Source organism: Actinomadura sp. J1-007 (assembly GCF_009793335.1).
Taxonomy (GTDB): Bacteria; Actinomycetota; Actinomycetes; order Streptosporangiales; family Streptosporangiaceae; genus Spirillospora; species Spirillospora yumaensis.
In genome coordinates this window covers 4,726,684-4,745,654 of sequence record NZ_WING01000001.1, presented here as the reverse complement: position 1 = coordinate 4,745,654, position 18,971 = coordinate 4,726,684, and the positions used below count along the sequence as shown (strand labels likewise).

At 71.8% G+C, this 18,971-nt stretch carries 17 protein-coding genes and 2 pseudogenes; 8 read left to right on the top strand and 11 right to left on the bottom strand.

Annotated elements, in window-relative coordinates; genetic code table 11:
• The first annotated feature begins 107 nt into the window (after positions 1-107).
• The 4 genes and pseudogenes from GEV43_RS21500 to GEV43_RS46910 all read left to right on the top strand — a co-directional run bounded on the left by GEV43_RS21500 (position 108) and on the right by GEV43_RS46910 (position 4,333).
• Entirely contained in the window at positions 108-890 is a 783-nt protein-coding gene (locus GEV43_RS21500; protein WP_160822212.1) for a site-2 protease family protein, read from the top strand.
• Between the two features lie 142 nt (positions 891-1,032).
• Positions 1,033-2,531 (top strand): annotated as a pseudogene (locus GEV43_RS21495) (aldehyde dehydrogenase family protein).
• A gap of 900 nt (positions 2,532-3,431) precedes the next feature.
• Positions 3,432-3,677: a hypothetical protein gene (locus tag GEV43_RS21490; protein WP_160822211.1), complete on the top strand. Its 246-nt coding sequence runs from the start codon at positions 3,432-3,434 to the stop codon at positions 3,675-3,677.
• A 500-nt stretch (positions 3,678-4,177) separates the two neighbouring features.
• Positions 4,178-4,333, top strand: coding sequence for a hypothetical protein (locus tag GEV43_RS46910; protein WP_164717205.1), 156 nt, complete (start codon positions 4,178-4,180; stop codon positions 4,331-4,333).
• A 137-nt stretch (positions 4,334-4,470) separates the two neighbouring features.
• Here the strand turns inward: GEV43_RS46910 and rpmF are convergent, their stop codons facing one another.
• Complete coding sequence (rpmF, locus tag GEV43_RS21485) at positions 4,471-4,662, bottom strand: 50S ribosomal protein L32 (RefSeq protein ID WP_160822210.1); 192 nt, start codon at positions 4,660-4,662, stop codon at positions 4,471-4,473.
• Between the two features lie 837 nt (positions 4,663-5,499).
• On the opposite strand from rpmF, the pseudogene GEV43_RS56200 reads away from it, so the two are divergent.
• Together GEV43_RS56200 and GEV43_RS56195 are read left to right on the top strand one after the other, a co-directional pair.
• Positions 5,500-6,096: pseudogene (locus tag GEV43_RS56200) on the top strand (hypothetical protein); the annotation flags it as partial.
• A complete protein-coding gene (locus GEV43_RS56195; RefSeq protein ID WP_375539101.1) occupies positions 6,090-6,740 on the top strand; it encodes a serpin family protein in 651 nt (216 codons plus the stop codon). The pseudogene GEV43_RS56200 and the gene GEV43_RS56195, both read left to right, overlap by 7 nt.
• On the opposite strand, the gene GEV43_RS21470 is transcribed toward GEV43_RS56195, so the two are convergent.
• The 4 genes from GEV43_RS21470 to GEV43_RS55000 form a co-directional block, all read right to left on the bottom strand.
• Positions 6,709-6,930: a hypothetical protein gene (locus GEV43_RS21470; RefSeq protein ID WP_160822207.1), complete on the bottom strand. Its 222-nt coding sequence runs from the start codon at positions 6,928-6,930 to the stop codon at positions 6,709-6,711. The two genes, GEV43_RS56195 and GEV43_RS21470, sit on opposite strands and share 32 nt — an antisense overlap.
• Positions 6,931-6,991: 61 nt before the next feature.
• The gene (locus GEV43_RS21465) at positions 6,992-8,212 is read right to left on the bottom strand and encodes a helix-turn-helix transcriptional regulator (RefSeq protein WP_206681229.1); all 1,221 of its coding nucleotides are present in this window, start codon (positions 8,210-8,212) and stop codon (positions 6,992-6,994) included.
• A 61-nt stretch (positions 8,213-8,273) separates the two neighbouring features.
• The gene (locus tag GEV43_RS21460; protein ID WP_160822206.1) at positions 8,274-8,963 is read right to left on the bottom strand and encodes a haloacid dehalogenase-like hydrolase; all 690 of its coding nucleotides are present in this window, start codon (positions 8,961-8,963) and stop codon (positions 8,274-8,276) included.
• Positions 8,964-9,010: 47 nt separating this feature from the next.
• Positions 9,011-10,636, bottom strand: a complete 1,626-nt coding sequence (locus GEV43_RS55000) for a GMC family oxidoreductase N-terminal domain-containing protein (RefSeq protein ID WP_309239756.1) — start codon at positions 10,634-10,636, stop codon at positions 9,011-9,013.
• Positions 10,637-10,684: 48 nt separating this feature from the next.
• Between GEV43_RS55000 and GEV43_RS21450 the strand changes: the two genes are divergently transcribed.
• Both GEV43_RS21450 and GEV43_RS21445 read left to right on the top strand, forming a co-directional pair.
• Entirely contained in the window at positions 10,685-11,308 is a 624-nt protein-coding gene (locus GEV43_RS21450) for a cob(I)yrinic acid a,c-diamide adenosyltransferase (RefSeq protein ID WP_160822205.1), read from the top strand.
• Positions 11,309-11,510: 202 nt separating this feature from the next.
• Positions 11,511-12,449: a DUF4097 family beta strand repeat-containing protein gene (locus tag GEV43_RS21445; RefSeq protein WP_160822204.1), complete on the top strand. Its 939-nt coding sequence runs from the start codon at positions 11,511-11,513 to the stop codon at positions 12,447-12,449.
• Between the two features lie 3 nt (positions 12,450-12,452).
• Here the strand turns inward: GEV43_RS21445 and GEV43_RS21440 are convergent, their stop codons facing one another.
• The 6 genes from GEV43_RS21440 to atpA form a co-directional block, all read right to left on the bottom strand.
• Positions 12,453-13,976, bottom strand: a complete 1,524-nt coding sequence (locus GEV43_RS21440) for a M28 family peptidase (protein WP_160822203.1) — start codon at positions 13,974-13,976, stop codon at positions 12,453-12,455.
• Positions 13,977-13,991: 15 nt separating this feature from the next.
• Positions 13,992-14,453 carry a DUF2550 domain-containing protein gene (locus tag GEV43_RS21435; protein ID WP_160822202.1) on the bottom strand — a complete coding sequence of 154 codons (462 nt, stop codon included), beginning with the start codon at positions 14,451-14,453 and terminating at the stop codon, positions 13,992-13,994.
• 36 nt (positions 14,454-14,489) lie between these two features.
• Positions 14,490-14,873 (bottom strand): F0F1 ATP synthase subunit epsilon, encoded by a 384-nt coding sequence (locus tag GEV43_RS21430; protein WP_160822201.1) that lies wholly within the window; start codon positions 14,871-14,873, stop codon positions 14,490-14,492.
• 72 nt (positions 14,874-14,945) lie between these two features.
• Positions 14,946-16,376, bottom strand: coding sequence for a F0F1 ATP synthase subunit beta (gene atpD / locus GEV43_RS21425; protein WP_160822200.1), 1,431 nt, complete (start codon positions 16,374-16,376; stop codon positions 14,946-14,948).
• 2 nt (positions 16,377-16,378) lie between these two features.
• A complete protein-coding gene (locus tag GEV43_RS21420) occupies positions 16,379-17,281 on the bottom strand; it encodes a F0F1 ATP synthase subunit gamma (protein ID WP_160822199.1) in 903 nt (300 codons plus the stop codon).
• A gap of 6 nt (positions 17,282-17,287) precedes the next feature.
• Positions 17,288-18,925 (bottom strand): F0F1 ATP synthase subunit alpha, encoded by a 1,638-nt coding sequence (gene atpA / locus GEV43_RS21415; RefSeq protein ID WP_160822198.1) that lies wholly within the window; start codon positions 18,923-18,925, stop codon positions 17,288-17,290.
• Positions 18,926-18,971: the final 46 nt, after the last annotated feature.

Genomic DNA, 18,971 nt, shown 5'->3' with positions numbered 1-18,971 from the left:
CTACGCGGGAGGCGGTAGCTTCTGGGGCAGGCAAAGGCCGGGCGGGACGGCAGGACCTCACCGGCGGAGGGCGGCGCGGCGCGCGCCGCGCACGGAGAGGGGCCGTGATGAGGACGCTGCACGGGAACCAGGGGCGCTCGGCGGTCCAGCCGAGCCCGGTGTTCCTGGTGATCGTGGCGGTGACCGTCCTGTGCGGGCTGCTGGCCTGGCGGTACGGGATGACGACCGACAAGGCCGCCCGGATCTCGGTGTTCGGCTTCGTCGTCGCGGCGTGGGTGCTGTCGCTGTGCCTGCACGAGTTCGGGCACGCCTACCTGGCGTACCGGTCGGGCGACCACAGCGTCGCGACCCGCGGCTACCTCACCCTCAACCCCGCCAAGTACGCCGACGTGACGCTGAGCTTCGCGATCCCGGTGCTGTTCATCCTGCTCGGCGGGATCGGCCTGCCGGGCGGCGCGGTCTGGATCGACCGGCACGCCGTGCACGGCCGGATCAAGCACAGCCTGATCTCGCTCGCCGGGCCGCTGTCGAACGCGCTGTTCGCGGTGATGCTCGCGGTGATCTTCAAGAACTTCGCGTCCGCCGACCACGGCACGTTCTGGTTCGCGGTCGCGTTCCTGACCTACCTCCAGGTCACCGCGGCGCTGCTCAACCTGCTGCCGATCCCGGGCCTGGACGGCTTCGGGATCATCGAGCCGTACCTGCCGCGCCGCTGGGTGGAGCAGGCCAACGCCTACGGCGGCTACATCTTCCTGCTGCTCCTCGCGCTGCTGTGGGTCGGCCCGGTCAACCGCGAGTTCTTCGACATCGTGCACAACGTCACGAGCGCGCTCGGCGTCTCGCGCTCGTCCATCTCGTTCGGGTTCAGCATCTTCCGCTTCTGGAACTGACCGGCGACTTCGGTCGCGGCGCGGTCCTCGGCGCCGCGATCCTCGTCCCCCGGCCTGTGGACGGCCTCCGGGCTTAAGGTGATTTACTACTCGGTACCCAGGTGCAAGCAATCACTTACGAGGTCCTCCCGGGAGGTTCCCCATGTCCGTGGCCACGGAGAGCACCGAGACGTTCGAGTCCCTGAACCCGGCCACCGGCGAGGTCGTCGCCGAGCACCCCGTGCTCGGCGCCGAGGCGGTCGCCGCGGCCATCGGACGGGCGCGCGAGGCCGCCGGGTGGTGGCGGGCGCTCGGCCGGCGCGAGCGCCGCCTGCGCCTGCTCAACGCCAAGGGCGCGCTCGCCCGCAACCTCAACCGGATGGCCGAGCTGATCCACCAGGAGACCGGCAAGCCGGTCCAGGACGCCCAGCTCGAAACGATCATGGCGATCACCCATCTCGACTGGGCCGCGCGCAACGCCGACAAGGTCCTCGGCCCCCGCGGCGTCTTCCCGGGCCTGATGGCGATCAACCAGAAGTGCGTGCTGGAGTACCAGCCGCTCGGCGTCGTCGGCGTGATCGGCCCCTGGAACTACCCGATCTTCACGCCGATGGGCTCGATCGCGTACGCGCTCGCCGCCGGCAACACCGTGGTGTTCAAGCCCTCGGAGTTCACCCCGGGCGTCGGCGTCTTCCTCGCCGAGCTGTTCGCGGGCGTCATCCCCGAGCACCCCGTCCTCCAGACCGTCACCGGCCTCGGCCCGACCGGCGCCGCGCTCGCCTCGTCCCCCGGCGTCGACAAGATCGCCTTCACCGGCTCGACCCGTACCGCCAAGCGCGTCATGGCCGCCTGCGCCGAGAACCTCACCCCGATCGTCGCCGAGTGCGGCGGCAAGGACGCCTGCATCGTCGACTCGGGCGCCGACCTCGACGCCGCCGCCGACGCCGCCCTGTGGGGCGCGATGTCGAACGCCGGCCAGACCTGCATCGGCGTCGAGCGCATCTACGTCGTGGACGACGCCTACGACGCGTTCCTCGGCAAGCTCACCGCGAAGGCCGGCGACCTGCGCCCCGGCTTCGACCGCGAGGCCGCGTACGGGCCGATCACGATGCCGTCCCAGCTCGACATCATCGAACGGCACATCAAGGACGCCCTCGACAAGGGCGGCAAGGCCGTCGTCGGCGGCCCCGACTCCGTCCGCAAGCCGTACGTGGAGCCCGTCGTCCTCACCGACGTGCCGGACGACTCGTCCGCCGTGCGCGAGGAGACGTTCGGCCCGACCATCACCGTGCACCGCGTCAAGTCGCTCGACGAGGCCGTCGAGAAGGCCAACCAGTCCAGCTACGGCCTGGCCGGCTCGATCTTCTCGGGCAGCCGCTCCCGCGCGATGGAGGCCGCCCGCCGGATGCGCTCCGGCATGACCTCGATCAACGCGTTCGCCGCGTTCGCCCAGGTCGCGGCCCTGCCGTTCGGCGGCGTCGGCGAGTCGGGCTTCGGCCGCATCCACGGCCCGACGGCCTGCGCGAGTTCGCCCGCCCGAAGGCGATCACCCGCCAGCGCTTCGCGACCATGAACCTCACCTCCTTCGACCGCACCGAGAAGGAGATGGCCCGCGTCCTCGGCATGATCAACCTCATCCACGGCAAACGCTACAAGCGCTGACCCCGCCCCGGAACTCCCCGTCTGAGGGCGCCTTCAGCACGCTGGGTGCCCTCAGACGGCTCCGGGAACGCGTCTACAGCGGTCCGCCGCGTCGTGGATGAAGTGGCCGTACCTCGTCTGGAAGACCCGGCAGGCCCTGGCCTATCGGCCGACCACATGACCTGAACTCCTGTTCGGAATCAACGTCCCTTCCCTTTCTATCGAGGGCGGGGTATTTCGCCATTCCATGGAGCTGAGCTCGGCGTTCTCGGGTCCCAGTGCATTCCACTCCAAGAGTCGCGAGACTCTGGTGTCCTCCCAGCGACCACGAACTCACCCCACCCCCTCCTGTCCGGTCACTCTGTGAAGTGTTTTGATGACCGTACGTCACCGTCCGTGACGGTCCGTTCTTCCGTGATCCGACAAGAGAGGTTCTCATGCGCGTTACTTTGTGGCTCCGTGCAGCGCTCACCGCCGGCGCCCTCGCCCTCACCGCCGTACCGGCCTCCGCCGACACGCACTCACCGAACCAGGCCCAAGACGACCACATCATCCCGTGCAACAGTGACTCACCGCACGCCGCATGGACATGCCTCGGAGGTGAACTCGGACCAGACGGCGAACGCATCTGCAGGATGGAAAAGGGCTACATAGAAAGTCACTACGACGAGTCCGCGCAATGCGTGGAACGCAAGGACCAAGAGGGATGGGATCTGTGGGTGCTGCACCATTAGATCTGACGCCGCACCACAAGCCCACACCGGCACTGAACATCGCCGGAACAACGAGATAGCCCCACAATCCCGCAACAAAGCACACAGCCCCCGCTCCCCTCCAGGAGAGCGGGGGCTGTCGCGATCACCGCCATCGGGGACACCACCTCGCGGGCACCCATCTTGTCTTTCACGCGTTTCTCCCGCTGTGGACACCAGCAGCCTCGACCGGCTCATCACCGACCTGACCGCCATCGACGGCCACGCCGAACGCGCCCGCGCCGCCACCGACCTCCTGCACGCCCTGGCCGAAGTTCAGCAGCAGATCAAGGAGATCCGCCAGGACGACGTGATCGAGCTGCGCAAGTCCCGCACGCTGCGCGAAGTCGGCGAGGAGCTGGGCATGACGACCGCGCGCGTCGATCAGATCGCGAAGGCCAAGCGGCGCGACTGAGCGGTGTGGGCACCTCCGCCCCCTTCGCGCGCACGGTGAGCATGTGCGGGTCAGGGTCGTACCGACGCGCGTGTTGATCTCCCACCCGAGCCTGGAGAGGCTCTCGCCGAGCGAGAGCAGCCGTCCCATTTCCGACGCGGGTCCGAGGAACGCCTCGCGCCAGGGGTTGTTCATGAGATGCCCTCTTCGTGGTGGACGCGGCGGCGCGGTCCTCGGGGGCTGTCGCTGACACCGCCCGCCGTCCCGGGTCGTGAGACCAGGAGTCTCCGTTCCCCGGAGAGGCGGGGCCCGTTCGTCGTATCCGCGTCAGCGGCGGGGAGTTCGGTCTGCCGGTGGGGGCGTCGACACGGCGGGAGGCCAGGCGTGGCCGGCCGGGGAGGCGGAGGTCACTCCGCCCCTTCTTATCCAGTCACGGAGGGTGATGGTCTGATGCTGCTGCCGGGCCGTTCGGTCACCGGAACGGCTGGCGGAACATCATCAGGAGCGATCAAGGAGACATCATGGCCGTTCACATCCAGCCCCGCGACTGCGGTCCCATCGACCTCGCCGCGCTCGCCGCGGTCCCCGGCCTGCCGGCCGCTCACGTACCGGCGATCTGCACCCACTGCGGCGGTGACTACACGATCATGTGCGAGGACACGAGCACCCGATTCTGAACGCGAGCGCCGCCGCAGAAGGCGGGCCCGCGGTGACGGCCCGTTCCGGTATCGCCGTACGGCCGGGCCGTCGAAGGCGGCGCCCGCTTCACGGAATTCCGGGCCCGCCGCGCACTCGCGGCGGGCCCGGAGGCGTGTCAGGGCTTGGACGGGCGGAGTGCCTGGCGGCCCTTGTAGTGGCCGCAGGACGGGCAGGCCGCGTGCTGCGGCTTCAGCTCGCCGCAGGCCGGGTTGGAGCAGCGCCCCAGTCGGGGCATCGGGGCCTTCCACTGGGCGCGGCGCGAACGGGTGTTCGCGCGGGATTTCTTCCTGAATCCTGAGGCGGCCATGTCTTCCCTTCTCGTCGTTCGGATGCGGAAACGGCGAGGCAGGGAGGATCGGGCCCGATTTCAGGGCGCAGGCTCAGGGCGGCATTGTCCGAGCCGCTGAAAATGAATGGCATGACAGAACTCCGCGACTCCGCCGTTAATCGTTGATGGCGGAACGCAGTCAGATGAGTGAGCACGTGAGCGCCCGGCGTACGGGCGGGCGGGAACGCCGGAAAGGTCCGGCGGGATACTGCCGGACGGGCGTGGCTCAGAGTCTGGACGCCTCAGGGTCGGACATGCCGTGCAGATTAGTGAGGCCACCGGGGCACGTCAATTCATTTTTCGCGCCTAAGCCGCCCTAAGCCGTCCTAGGCGGCGTCTAAGGCGTCCTAGGACCCTGAGATAAGGCGTAGTCCCGATGTGCCGGGCACCGCCTTAGGACGAACCTTGAGGATGTCGGGCGGAGTGGCCGCCCGGCGGGTTCGAGGAGAAGCACATGATCCGCCCGGAGTTCAGCAAGGTCATCGTGGACGACCGCGTACGGGAGTTCCGCGCCGAGGCGAAGGCCGCGCGCCGCGCCCGGCTCCTGAAGGCCCTCAAGCGGTGACGCCCGCCGCGTCCCCCACCCGATTCACGCCCCCGTCCTGAGGACGGGGGCGTTCTCCTTTCCGGCCGCAGACGGTCAGCGGCCTTGACGGGCACCGCGGGCGCCGATGGATCCCGGGGAACCGCTCGACCGCCGTCCAGCGCCGGGTCAACCGGTTCGCGGACACCGGGGAGGGCGAGGACGGCCTCGACCCCTACCTGATCCGCTAGCGCCGCACCGGCGATCCCGGCGACCGGTCGGCCGCGCTGGAGGTGGCCCAGCACGTCCTGAAGGCCACCGGCGCGGGCCATCCCGACCGCGAGGTCGCGCGCGAGATCCTCGACGTCGTACGTCGCGGCTGGCCGGTCGCCCCCGTACGTCCGAAGTGGCATGATCTGGCCACTGTGCAGACGATCATCGCCGCCGCCAACGCCCTGACCGGCCGCTGGGCCGCGGCCTGCTCCGGGTCGTCCACGGTGGCCGCGGGGGCCGGCGCGTGGCCGCTGCTCGCCCTGCTCGCCTCCGCCGCCGACGGTCCCGGACGGGACGAACTGGAGAAGGCCGTCGGCCTTGACGCCGCGTCCGCCCGCGACGCGGGCCTGGCGCTGGTCGATCTGCTCGACGCGTCCCCCGCCATCAGCTCCGCCCTCGCCCTCTGGATGCGGCACGACCTCGCGCTCGACCCGTCCTGGACGCCGCCCGCCCGCACCCGCGGCACGCTCACCGGCGACCCGCGCGAGGACCAGCGCCGCCTCGACGCCTGGGCGTCCGAACGGACCGGCGGCCTCATCCCCGCCCTGCCCATCGAGGTGACCGACGAGTCGCGCCTGGTCCTCGCCAACGCGCTCACCGTCCGCACGCGGTGGTTCGAGCCGTTCCACGGCGACACCGTCCTGCGCCGCTCCACCGGCCACCTCGGGCTGGCCTGCGTCGCCGCCGCGCCGACCGGCGCCGTCACCATGGCCTGCGTCGCCGGAACGGACGACATCGACCTCCACCTCGTCCGCGGCGCCCAGTCCCCGGCACTGTCCTCACCGCCGCCATCGGGACCCTCGACCACCGGCACCCCGCCGTCACGGCCGCCGACCTGCCCGAGGGAACGCCCGGCCCCGGCATCACCGTCCGCTACGAGGAGTCGCCCTTCCCCGCCCCGGCGCTGCTCCTCACCGTTCCGCCGTTCACGGTGTCGTCGTCCCACGACCTGCTGTCCCTTCCGGACGTCTTCGGCCTCGCGACCGTCACCGACCCGTCCCGCGGCCACTTCCCGGGGATCAGCGCCGCGCCCCTCGCCGTCGGCCAGGCCAAGCAGAACGCCCTGGCCCGCTTCGACGCCCACGGCTTCGAGGCCGCGGCCGTCACCGCGATCGCCGCCGCCCCCGGCGGCGCCCCGCCCACCACCACCCACCGGGCCCGCCGCGTCGAAGTGACCTTCGACCCCCCGTTCGGCTTCCTCACCGTCCACCGCCCCTCCGGCCTCGTCCTCACCACCGGCTGGATCTCCCGCCCGTCCTGACCTCCCCCAGCAACGCCCGGAGCTGCTCTGCGGTGTCGGCGTCCACGACGTCCACCTCGTTCACCAGCTCCGGCGGCAACGGCCCGCGCAGCGCCCACCAGCGCCGCCGATCGCTCACGATGAACCGCCACCCGGGAAACTCCCTCCCGAGCTCCGCCTTGACCTCACCAATGTCACGCTCGGTGTCCATTTCAGGACGCTAAGCCGTCACGAACGCAGCGACGGACAGGGTTCCTGTCCCCTGGTTTCGGTTACACCAGGACGCCGATGCGGTCGGCGAGTTCGCGGGCGTCCCGCTGCAAGGCGCCGCGTTCGCCTGCGAGGTCCTGCGCCATGCGGCGGGCGTAGCCGTTGAAGCGGATGGTCTCCGGCGCGGCGACGTAGGCGTCTTTCAACGAGGCGAGCGCCGCCGCCTTGTCGCCGCCCAGCCGCCACGCCCGCGCGACCTCGATGAGGTGGCGGCCGCGGCGCGGTTGCGAGGGGATCTCCGCCGACGCGGTACGGGCCGCCTGTCTGAGGGCCTCGCCGCCCTGCCGCGTCTCGACCGCGACCGTCACCGCGTGCGCGCCCATGACGACCCGGCTGAACGACGTCATGGGGTCGTAGTGGCCCGGCGGCAGGCGGCGTGCCACCCCGTCCGCCTTCTCCCACCACCGCCACGCCGTCCCGCGCCGGCCGGACCGCGCGGCGGTGTACGCGACCTCGTGGTGGAGGGCGCCCCACAGCGCGAGCAGCTCCGTGTCCGCGTCCGCCATGCGCGGCGCGAGCCGTTCCAGCGCCTCGCGGTTGACGGCCTCGGCGGCGTCGAAGTCGGCGGCGTCGCGGTGCGCCTGGGCCGCGAGCCACACGGCGCCCGCGAACGCGCGCGGGTCGTCCGCCTCCTCGGCCGCCATGAGCGAACGCTCCACGACGCGCCACAGCAGGTCGGCGGACGGCTGATAGGCCAGGAAGAACTGCGCGAGGTTGTAGACGCCCGCGAGCACCGCCAGGGCCCGCCGCCGCTCGTCGCCCTCGTACGCGTGCGCGGCGAGGCGGGCGTCGCGGACCAGCTCGGGCAGGAGCGCCCCCAGCACCGTCCGGTGGTCCGGCGCCGCGTGCCGCGCCCGCCACGCCGCGTCCAGCCTCGCCTTCAACGCGCCGAGCGCGGGCGGCTCACCCGGCGGAACGGCCACGGCGTTGAGCGCCTCGCGGACGGCGGGCAGCGCGGGATGCCCGGGTCCGCGGAACATGTCAGCGGGCATGGGCCGCCCGCCGACCAGCTCCGCGATGTCCCGCACCTTCAGCGCTTCGGCGACGCTGAGCAGCAGCGGAAGCTTGGGCTGCCCGATCTCCCCCCGTTCCACCGCCTTCACCCAGCGCCCGGAACGCCCGACGAGCCCGCCCAGCACCTCCCGCGACATCCCGCGCCGCTCGCGGAAGTACCTGATCCGCGCGCCGACGTCCGGCCCCGATTCCATGCGCTCGTCCCGCATCGCCAGTGCCTCCCGCCCTCGCCCCACCCAGGCTACGGCGCGGGAAGCGGAGGGGGTGGGGTCAAGGGAGGAGGTGGGCGAGGACGGCTTCGGTGTCGGTGAGGTCGGGGAGGACGATGTCGGCGCCCGCGGCGCGGAGTTCGGGTTCGGTGGAGAAGCCCGTCGCGACGGCGATCACGCGGGCGCCGCCGAGGCGGCCCGCTGTGACGTCGTGGGGCGTGTCGCCGACCAGGACGGTGGACGCGGCGTCGAACGCCCGCCCGTGGAGGCGTGCGGCGCGGCGCTGGGCGAGGGCGACCAGGGGCGGGCGGTCGGCGTGGTCCTCGCCGTACGCGCCCGCGTCGAAGTCGATCAGCGGGTGCAGGCCGAACGCGGTCGTCTTGTGGACGGCGATCGGCCGCGCGTTCCCGGTCAGCAGCGACTGGACGGCGTCGTCCCGGGCGGCCACGGCCTCCAGCACCGCGCGGACGCCGGGCAGCACGCGACCGCGGGCGGCGATCTCGTCGCGGCGGGCCGAGAACGCCCCCGCCAGCCCGTCCGTGAACGCCCGCAGCACACCGGGAACGGGCTCGATCCCGTGCATCCGCAGCGTCTCGGCGATGATCCACAGGTCCGTCCGGCCCGCCATCGAGGCGATCGTCTCCAGCGGCCGGTCGGTCAGCTTCTGGAAGACCTCCGCGTAGATCTCCCTGCTCAGGCCCTTGACGCTGAGCAGGGTGTGGTCGACGTCCCACAGCACCAGAGTCCGCACGGTCGCATCGTAGGCGCCCCCCGCGTGCGGACCCGGCGCCGGGAGTCTCAGACCGTTCGGCCCCGGATCAGGTCCGCGGCGCGTTCGGCGATCGCGATCGTCGGGGCGTTGGTGTTGCCGCGCGGGACGACCGGCATGACCGAGGCGTCCACCACGCGCAGCCCCTCGACGCCCCGCACGCGCAGCTCGGGGTCGCAGACCGCGCCGTCCCCGCCCATCGCGCACGTCGAGGTCGGGTGGAACAGCGTCGCGCACTCGCGGCGGACGAACGCGGCCAGGTCCTCGTCCGACGCGGCCTGCTCGCCCGGCGCCCACTCGCCGCCGAGCAGGCCCGCGAGGGGGCCGGTGGCGGCGATCTCCCGGGCCTGCCGGATCCCGGCGACCAGGATGTCCAGGTCGGCCTTGTCGGCGAGGTAGGCCGGGTCGATCAGCGGCTTGGCGTACGGGCTGGCCGAACGGAGCGTCAGCGCCCCGCGGCTCGCGATCGCGACCGCCGTGACCATGACCGACAGCAGGCGCTGGGACGGCTCGACGAGGCCCTGGTCGACGAACGGCGTGGGCAGCACGTGGTACTGGAGGTCGGGCGCGGGCAGCCCCTCGACCGTGCGGACGAACCCGCCCGCCTCGGCGACGTTCGAGGCGTACGGCCCGCGGCCGAGCGCGGAGTAGAGCGCGAACGACCGGGCGTTCGCCAGCTCCCACAGGTTCTTGGTACGGGGCGTGGCGAACATGACGTTCACGAACGGGTGGTCCTGGAGGCCCTGCCCGACCGGGGAGTCCGCGACCACGTCGATGCCGTGCCCGCGCAGGTGGTCGGCCGGGCCGACGCCCGACAGCATGAGCAGCTGCGGGCTGTTGACCGCGCCGCCCGACAGCAGCACCTCCGCCTCGGCGCGGGCCGTGAGCGGCTCGCCGCGCACCTCGTACCGGACGCCGGTGGCGCGGCCGCCCTCGATCAGCACGCGGGTGGCGAGCGCGTCGGTGACGACGGTGAGGTTCGGCCGGTCCATGGCGGGGCGCAGGTAGCCGGCGGCGGTCGACCAGCGCTTCCCGCGCCGGTGGGTGACCTGGTAGAAGCCGACGCCGTCCTGCTCGGCGCCGTTGAAGTCGGGGTTGGCGGCCAGGCCGTACGCCTTGGCCGACCCGACCCACGCCCGGGTGAGCGGGTGCCGGTACCGCAGGTCCTCGACGCGCAGCGGGCCGCCCGCGCCGTGGTGCGGGGACTCGCCGCGCTGCTGGTCCTCCGCGCGCGCGAAGTACGGCAGCAGGTCGTCGAAGCCCCAGCCCGCGCAGCCGTACGAGTCGCGCCAGGTGTCGTAGTCGTACCGGTTCCCGCGAATGTAGATCATCGCGTTGGTGGACGAGCTGCCGCCGAGGGTGCGGCCGCGCGGCCAGTACACGCTGCGGTCCGCGGCGTGCTCCTGCGGCGTGGTGCTGTAGTCCCAGTCGTACGGGCCCTTGATCAGCGACGCGACGGCGGCCGGGATGTGGATCTCCGGGGCGTCGTCGGGCGGTCCCGCCTCCAGCAGCAGCACGCGGGTGCCGGGGTCCTCGCTCAGCCGGGCGGCGAGGACGCAGCCCGCGCTGCCGGCTCCCACGATGATGTAGTCGTACACGGCGGCCTCCGGGGGATCGTGCCGCGCGTCGGACGCGGCACCGTACGAGGTAAGCACGACATTACCGAACCGGTTTCTGAGCCCGGCGGGGTTAGGCTGACGGGCATGGCCAAGAACAGGGAGACACCGGTCGTGCTGTCCCGGATCTACACCCGCACCGGCGACGACGGCACCACGTCGCTCGGCGACGCGTCCCGGACCGGCAAGACCGACCCCCGTCTCGCCGCGTACGCCGACGCGGAGGAGGCCAACGCCGCGATCGGCGCGGCGATCGCCCTCGGGGCCCTGCCCGCGCCCCTGGTGACCCTCCTCACCCGCGTGCAGAACGAGCTGTTCGACGTCGGCGCCGACCTGTGCGCGCCCGTCGTCCCCGACCCCGAGTTCCCGCCGCTGCGCATCGACGACGCCTACGTCGAACGGCTCGAAGCCGACTGCGACGAGCACAACGCCGCCCTCGACAAGCTCCGCAGCTTCATCCTCCCCGGCGGTACGCCCGGCGCGGCCCTGCTGCACGTCGCCCGCACCGTCACCCGCCGCGCCGAACGGTCCGCCTGGGCGGCGATCGAGGAGCACGGCGCGGCCCCGGTCGGCGGCGACGGCCCCGACGGCGGCGTCAACCCGCTGACGGCCCGCTACCTCAACCGGCTGTCCGACCTGCTGTTCATCCTCTGCCGCGTCGCCAACGCGGGCCACGGCGACATCCTGTGGAAGCCCGGCGGCGAACGCTGACCCCGTTCCGCCGCCCCGCCCCGGCCGCCCCGGTGGTGGGGTTAACCCCACCATGGGAACGCCGGTCCGCCTCCTGGTGCCACCCGGCCCCTCGGCGAGGCTGGGACCTGTCCGGTGGTCCTTGCGCGTCGCGCAGCCGATCGAAGATCCACCGGACAGGCCCTAGGGCCCGTACCGGGGGACGACGAGGCGGGAGAACGACGTGAGGATCCTGGCTGGCGCGGCCGCGCTGACCGCAGTGGGGGCCGCGGCCGGGGCGCTGAGCGGCTGCGGCAACGTGGACGTCGGGCGCCACGACGAGACGCGCTCGTACACCGCCCCGTCCGGCGCCCGCGCCCTCAAGGTGCACACCGGCCAGGGAGGCGTCGAGATCGTGGCGACCGACTCCCCCGGCATCCGCGTCCAGGAGAGGCTGCGCTGGTCCAACCGCCACAACCGGCCGCACCCGAAGCACGCCGTGGAGGGGACGACGCTGTCGCTGACCGCGTCCTGCTCCGCCAACATCTTCGGCACGAGCGTCTGCGGCGTCTCCTACCGCGTCGAGGTGCCGCGCGCCACGCCCGTCGAGGTGCACACCGGCGACGGCCGGGTCACCGCCAACGGCCTGTCCGGCTCGGTGGCGCTCAGCTCCCGGGACGGCTCGATCACCGCGCTCGGCCTGCGCGCGAGGTCCCTGACGGTCCGTTCCGGCGACGGCTCGGTCCGGGTGTCGGGCCGCGCGGCCGGCGCGGACCTGCGCTCCCGCGCCGGCTCGATCACCGCCTCCGCCCTCGACAGCGATACCCTCACCGCCCGGACCGACGACGGGAGGATCACCGTGTCGGGCCGGGCCGCCACCGCGCGGCTGCGCACCGCCGCCGGTTCGATCACCGCGACCGGGCTGGCCGCCGAGCGGCTGACGGCCCGTTCCGACGACGGCCGCGTCGTGCTCGGCTTCACCGCGCCGCCCGCCGACGTCGAGGCGGGCACGCGCACCGGTTCGATCCGGGTGGGCGTCCCCTCCGGCGAGGGCTACGCGATCAGCCTGTCCACGACGACCGGCTCCAAGCGCATCGACGGGCGCGTCCACCAGGACTCCAGCTCGCACCGCCGCATCAAGGCCACGACCGAGGACGCCGGGATCACCATCGTCCCGTCCTGACCGTCAGCGCAAGAGCCGGTCCCCCAGCCAGAGCGGTTCCGCCGGGGCGGGGCCCGTCGCGATCCGCGCGCGCCGCGCCGCCCCGTTCACCGGGAGCGTGCTCCAGGCCAGCCGCTGGACGACGAACGCGACCCCGTCGGCGTTGGTGTCGAGCAGCTTGAAATCGACGTTCTTCATGGTGTCGCACTTGGCGTGGTAGCAGGGGTCGTACGGCTTCCCGACCCTCCCGCCGAACGACTTAGCCTCGCGGGCCGTCTTGACGCCCTCCGCGCCGGTCGCGATGCCGCCCGCGGGGATGCCGCGCTTGATGAACGGCCCGTAGTCGGAACGGCCGTTGAACGCGCTCTCCGACGTCCGCAGCCCGCGTCCCGCGAAGTAGTCCCTGAACATCTTCTCGATCGCGCCGGACCCCGCGGGCGGCTTCGCACGGCCGCCGGACGAGTCGTCGCCGTCGTAGATCCCGCGCACGCCGTTCACCGACCCGAGCATGTCCAGGTTGAGGTTCAGGGCGATCTTGCGGCGGTCCGCGTCGTCCAGCGTGGACACGTAGTGCTCCGAGCCGCGCAGGCCCTCCTCCTCGGCCCCCCACCAGGCGAAGCGGACCTTGTTGCGCAGCCGCTCCGCGCCGAGCGCGCCGATCCGCTCGGCGGCGGCGAGCGCCGTGGCGGCGCCGGACGCGTTGTCGTTGATGCCCGGCCCCGCGCGGACGCTGTCGAGGTGCGCGCCGAGCAGGACGACGTTGTCGTCGCGGCCCGGCCGGGTCTCGGCGATCACGTTGGCGGCGGGCTTGCTGCCGCTGCGCACGGAGGTCCGCACCCGCAGCCGCACCCCGCCGTTCCGCGCGGCCTTGACCAGCGCGGCCCCGACCCGGTGCGACGCCGAGATCGCCGGGATGCGGTGCGGCTTGGTGACCGTCCCCTTCACCGGGCCCTTCTCGCCCGGCTTGTTGTAGAGGACCAGCGCGCCCGCGCCCGCCGCCTGGGCGTTGGCGGCCTTGGTCTCGAACGTGCAGTAGCCCCGCTGCGTCAGCGCGATCGCGCCCTTCGGGAAGCGCGCGAAGTCGGACGCCTGGCAGCCGCTCGACCCGTCCCCGCTCGCCGGGACGTCGACGGCGACGGCGCGGGCCGTCACGTCGCCCGACCCCGAGTACAGCAGGGTCAGGAAGTCCCTGCCCGGCTTGTAGCGCGCCTTCCCCGGGCCCGTCCGCGCGAAGAGGGGACGGGACTTCTCCGACCAGTACGTGAAGTCGAACCGCTGGATCCTCGGCGTGAACCCGGCCTGCCTGAGCCGGCCCGCCACGTACTTCACCGAGACCTCGTAGCCGGGCCTCCCGGCCGCGCGGTCGCCGCCGTTGTGGTCGGCGATCTCCTGGAACGCCGCCATGTGCCGCCGGACGTCACCGAGCCGCACCATCGCGGCGAGATCCGTGTCCCCGGCGTCCGCGGCGCGTGCCGCCGGGACCGCCGCGGCGACCGCCGCCATGACCGCGGCCGCGCACGCGGCGGCTCCCGAACGAAGCTTGCCCACCTGTTCTTCCCCCCGTCATTCAGGCTGGTGCAGATCCACTGGAAAGCCCGGGGGGGCGGCTTCCAGCCAGGCGAGGAAGCCCGTCAGCGCGGACGCTCCCATCGCCAGTTCCAAGGTCCGGTCGCCGTCGCGGACCTCGATGACCCCGACGCCCGGCAGCAGGCCCTCGGCCTCGCCGGGATCGGGGGTGCGGCGGTTGGAGACGACGAGGCCCCGGCGGTGGATCACCTGCCGGGGCCTTCTGCGGAAACCGAAGACGCGGTGCCAGTGCAGCACATCGCCCTTGTAGCGGCCGATGCCGAGGCGCCACACCCCCGGGGCACCGTCCTCGGGGATCACGCGCAGGCTGCACTCCACCGTGCCGCCGCGGCGCACGAACAGCCAGCGGCGGCCGAACATCAGCCCGAAGACCAGTGCCACCACCAGGACGACGGCGGCGAGCACCCCGCCCGCGTCCAGTGCCAGGTGCCCGCCCAAGTACCCCCGCCGTTCTCGCTTGCCGGTCCGCCGAGTCTAGGCGTCCTGGCCCGCCGCGCGCAGGCGAGCCCGCGCCCGGCGTTCAGCCGTCGAGTCGTCGGCCGCGTTCAGCGCGTCCTGGAGCGCCTGCCGCGCGTCCGAGACGTCCACCTCGGCGCCGAGCTCCGCCTGCTCGGCGAGGACCGACACCTCGTCGTTCGCGATCGAGAAGAAGCCGCTGCCGACCATGGCGCTGATCCACTCGCCGCCGTCGGCGGGCTCGATCTTCACCACACTGCCGTCGAGGAGCACGCCCAGCACCGGGGCGTGGCCCGGCATGATGCCGAGCTGCCCCTCGATGGTCTGCGCGACCACCATCTTGGCCTCGCCGGTCCAGATCTCGCGCTCCGGCGAGACCAGCCCGACCTTCAACGTTGCCACGTGTCCATCCTCCGCATACCAGAGCTGTCCCGGCGGGGCCGCGCCGCTGCGGCCCGGCCCCGCCGGAGCGGACTACTTCTCCAGCTCCCTGGCCTTCTTCTCGACGTCCTCGATGCCACCGCACATGAAGAACGCCTGCTCGGGCAGGTGGTCGTACTTGCCCTCCGCGATGGCCTTGAACGAGGCGACCGTCTCGTCCTTCGGCACCGTCACGCCGGGCTGGCCGGTGAACTGCTCGGCCACGTACATCGGGTGCGACAGGAAGCGCTCGATGCGCCGCGCCCGCTGCACCGTGACCTTGTCCTCCTCGGACAGCTCGTCGATGCCGAGGATCGCGATGATGTCCTGGAGCTCCTTGTACTTCTGGAGGATCCGCTTCACCTCCTGCGCGACGTTGTAGTGCTCGTCGCCCAGGATCTGCCGGTCCATGATCCGGGAGGTGGACGTCAGCGGGTCCACCGCCGGGAAGATGCCCTTCGCGGAGATGTCGCGCGACAGCTCCGTGGTGGCGTCCAGGTGCGCGAACACCGTGTGCGGCGCCGGGTCGGTGATGTCGTCCGCGGGAACGTAGACCGCCTGCATCGAGGTGATCGAGTGCCCGCGGGTCGAGGTGATCCGCTCCTGGAGCTGGCCCATCTCGTCCGCCAGGGTCGGCTGGTAGCCCACCGCGGACGGCATGCGGCCGAGCAGCGTGGAGACCTCCGAGCCCGCCTGGGTGAACCGGAAGATGTTGTCGATGAACAGCATCACGTCCTGGTTCTGGACGTCGCGGAAGTACTCCGCCATCGTCAGCCCGCCGAGCGCGACGCGCAGCCGGGTCCCCGGCGGCTCGTCCATCTGGCCGAACACCAGGGCGGTGTCCTTGAGGACGTCCGCCTCGGCCATCTCCACCCAGAGGTCGTTGCCCTCGCGGGTGCGCTCGCCGACGCCGGCGAACACCGAGGTGCCGCCGAAGTTGCGGGCGACGCGCCGGATCATCTCCTGGATGAGGACGGTCTTGCCGACGCCCGCGCCGCCGAACAGGCCGATCTTCCCGCCCTTGACGTACGGGCTGAGCAGGTCGATGACCTTGATGCCGGTCTCCAGCATCTCGGTGCGCGACTCGAGCTGGTCGAACGGCGGCGCGCTGCGGTGGATGCCCCAGCGCTCGTTGATCTCCAGCGAGGCCGCCGGGACGTCCAGCGGCTCGCCGAGGGCGTTCCACACGTGGCCCTTGGTGACGTCGCCGACCGGCACCGAGATCGGCTCTCCGGTGTCGGTGACCGCCGTGCCGCGCACCATGCCGTCGGTCGGCTGCATGGAGATGGCGCGGACCATGTTGTCGCCGAGGTCCTGGGCGACCTCCAGCGTCAGCGTCCGCGTCTCGCCGGCCAGCGTCACCTCGACGCGCAGGGCGTTGTAGATGCCGGGGATGGCGTCGGCGGGGAACTCCACGTCGACGACCGGGCCGATGACCCTGACGACGCGCCCTGTGGCGGTCGCCGTTTCTACCTGAGCAGTCATTCTCACTCCCCGCCAGAATCGGCGAGTGCGTTGGCCCCACCGACGATCTCGCTGATTTCCTGGGTGATCTGGGCCTGCCGTGCCTGGTTCATCTGGCGCGTGTAGACCCCGATCAGTTCATTGGCATTGTCGGTCGCCGACTTCATCGCCCGCCGCACCGCGGCCTGGAACGAGGCGGCCGACTGGAGCAGCATGTGGAAGATGCGGCTCTCGACGTAGTTCGGCAGCAGCAGATCGAGAGCGGCCTCCGCGGTCGGTTCGAAGTCGTAGGACGGCGGGACCGAGCCCTGCTCGCCCCCGTGCCGTTCCTCGATCTCCAGCGGCATCAGCCGCCGGACCTGCACCTGCTGCGTCAGCATCGAGACGAACTCGGTGTAGACGACGTGGATCTCGCCGACCCCGCCCTCGGCGTCGGACTTCAGGAAGTCCTGGACGAGCCGCCGCCCGATCGTCTCGGCGTCGGCGAACGCGGGACGGTCGCTGAAGCCGTGCCAGGTCCCGTTCACCTCGCGGCCCCGGAACCGGTACCACGTGATGCCCTTGTTGCCGACGACGTACGGAACCGGCTCCCGGCCCTGCTCGCGCAGCGCCTTGATGAGCGACTCGGCCTCGCGGATCACGTTGGCGTTGTAGGCCCCGCAGAAACCGCGGTCGCTGGTCACGATCAGCACCGCGCTGCGGTTGTCCTCGGGCTGCTCGCGCAGCAGCGGGTGGTCGATGCCCACATGGTGGCTGACCAGCGCCGACAGCGCCTGCGTGATCTGGTCGGCGTACGGCTTGGAGGCCGCCACCGCCTGCTGGGCCTTGACGATCCGCGAGGTGGCGATCATCTCCTGGGCACGCGTGATCTTCGCGGTCGACTTGACCGACTTGATCTGCTGCCGGAGTTCACGAACCTGGGCCATCGCCGATCAGTCCTTCGTGACGCGGGTGATCGTCTCCTGCTCGACGGCCTCGTCGTCGATGGGCTCGATCGACTCGTCCTCGCCGAGCAGGTCGCCCGCGCTCGTCTGGAAGCCCTTCTTGAACTCCGTGATGGCGTTCTTCAGGCCGGTCAGTCCGTCGTCGGAGAGCTGCCCGGTCTCCCGGATGCCGCCGAGCAGGCCCGACTCCTCGCGCTCCATGTAGTCGAGGAACTCGCGCTCGAAGCGGCGCACGTCCTCGGCCGGGACGTCGTCGAGCTCGCCGGAGGTGCCGGCCCACACCGACACGACCTCCTGCTCCACCGGGAACGGGCTGCCCTGCGGCTGCTTGAGCAGCTCCACGAGGCGGGCGCCGCGGTCGAGCTGCGCGCGGGACGCGGCGTCGAGGTCGGAGGCGAACGCGGCGAACGCCTCCAGGTCGCGGAACTGCGACAGCGCGAGCCGCAGCGTTCCGGAGACCTTGCGCATCGCCTTGATCTGCGCGGTGCCGCCGACCCGGGAGACCGAGATGCCGACGTTGATCGCCGGCCGGACGCCCTGGTTGAACAGGTCGGTCTCCAGGAAGCACTGCCCGTCGGTGATGGAGATGACGTTGGTCGGGATGTAGGCCGACACGTCGTTGCCCTTGGTCTCGACGATCGGCAGGCCCGTCATCGAGCCGGCGCCGAGGTCGTCCGACAGCTTCGCGCAGCGCTCCAGCAGGCGCGAGTGCAGGTAGAAGACGTCACCGGGGTACGCCTCGCGGCCCGGCGGGCGGCGCAGCAGCAGCGACACCGCGCGGTACGCCTCGGCCTGCTTGGACAGGTCGTCGAAGACGATCAGGACGTGCTTGCCCTGGTACATCCAGTGCTGCCCGATCGCCGACCCGGTGTAGGGGGCGATGTACTTGAAGCCCGCGGGGTCGGAGGCGGGGGCCGCCACGATCGTGGTGTACTCCAGCGCGCCCGCCTCTTCGAGCTGGCGGCGCACGTTGGCGATCGTGGAGCCCTTCTGGCCGATCGCGACGTAGATGCAGCGGACCTGCTGCTTCTCGTCGCCGGACGCCCAGTTCTCCTTCTGGTTGATGATGGTGTCCACGCAGACCGTGGTCTTGCCGGTCTGCCGGTCACCGATGATCAGCTGGCGCTGGCCGCGGCCGATCGGGGTCATCGAGTCGATGGCCTTGATGCCGGTCTGGAGGGGCTCGTTGACCTCCTGCCGCTGCACCACCGAGGGGGCCTGCAACTCCAGCGCGCGGCGCTCGGTCGACTCGATGGCGCCCTTGCCGTCCAGCGGGTTGCCCAGCGAGTCGACGACGCGGCCGAGGAAGCCGTCGCCGACCGGGACCGAGAGGACCTCGCCGGTACGGCGGACCTTCTGGCCCTCCTCGATCTTGCTGAAGTCACCCAGGACAACGGCGCCGATCTCGCGCACGTCCAGGTTCAGAGCCAGGCCACGGGTACCGTCCTCGAACTCCAGGAGTTCGTTCGCCATCGCGGAGGGCAGGCCCTCGACGTGGGCGATACCGTCGCCGGAATCGACGACGGTGCCGACCTCTTCGCGCGCGGCGGCCTCAGGCTCGTACGACTGGACGAAGCGCTCCAGCGCGTTCCGGATCTCATCCGGACGGATCGTCAGCTCCGCCATGATTCCTCTCTTGCTCCCTCTAGGGGTCAGCTCAGCTAGCTCGTGG

Bases quoted from the DNA above. Each gene is read 5' to 3' on its own strand.
- GEV43_RS21470 (WP_160822207.1), bottom strand. From the start codon at position 6,930: ATGGACACCGAGCGTGACATTGGTGAGGTCAAGGCGGAGCTCGGGAGG.
- GEV43_RS21500 (WP_160822212.1), top strand. From the start codon at position 108: ATGAGGACGCTGCACGGGAACCAGGGGCGCTCGGCGGTCCAGCCGAGC.
- atpD (WP_160822200.1), bottom strand. From the start codon at position 16,376: ATGACTGCTCAGGTAGAAACGGCGACCGCCACAGGGCGCGTCGTCAGG.
- GEV43_RS21420 (WP_160822199.1), bottom strand. From the start codon at position 17,281: ATGGCCCAGGTTCGTGAACTCCGGCAGCAGATCAAGTCGGTCAAGTCG.
- atpA (WP_160822198.1), bottom strand. From the start codon at position 18,925: ATGGCGGAGCTGACGATCCGTCCGGATGAGATCCGGAACGCGCTGGAG.
- GEV43_RS46910 (WP_164717205.1), top strand. From the start codon at position 4,178: ATGGCCGTTCACATCCAGCCCCGCGACTGCGGTCCCATCGACCTCGCC.
- GEV43_RS21450 (WP_160822205.1), top strand. From the start codon at position 10,685: ATGGCCAAGAACAGGGAGACACCGGTCGTGCTGTCCCGGATCTACACC.
- rpmF (WP_160822210.1), bottom strand. From the start codon at position 4,662: ATGGCCGCCTCAGGATTCAGGAAGAAATCCCGCGCGAACACCCGTTCG.
- GEV43_RS21465 (WP_206681229.1), bottom strand. From the start codon at position 8,212: ATGCGGGACGAGCGCATGGAATCGGGGCCGGACGTCGGCGCGCGGATC.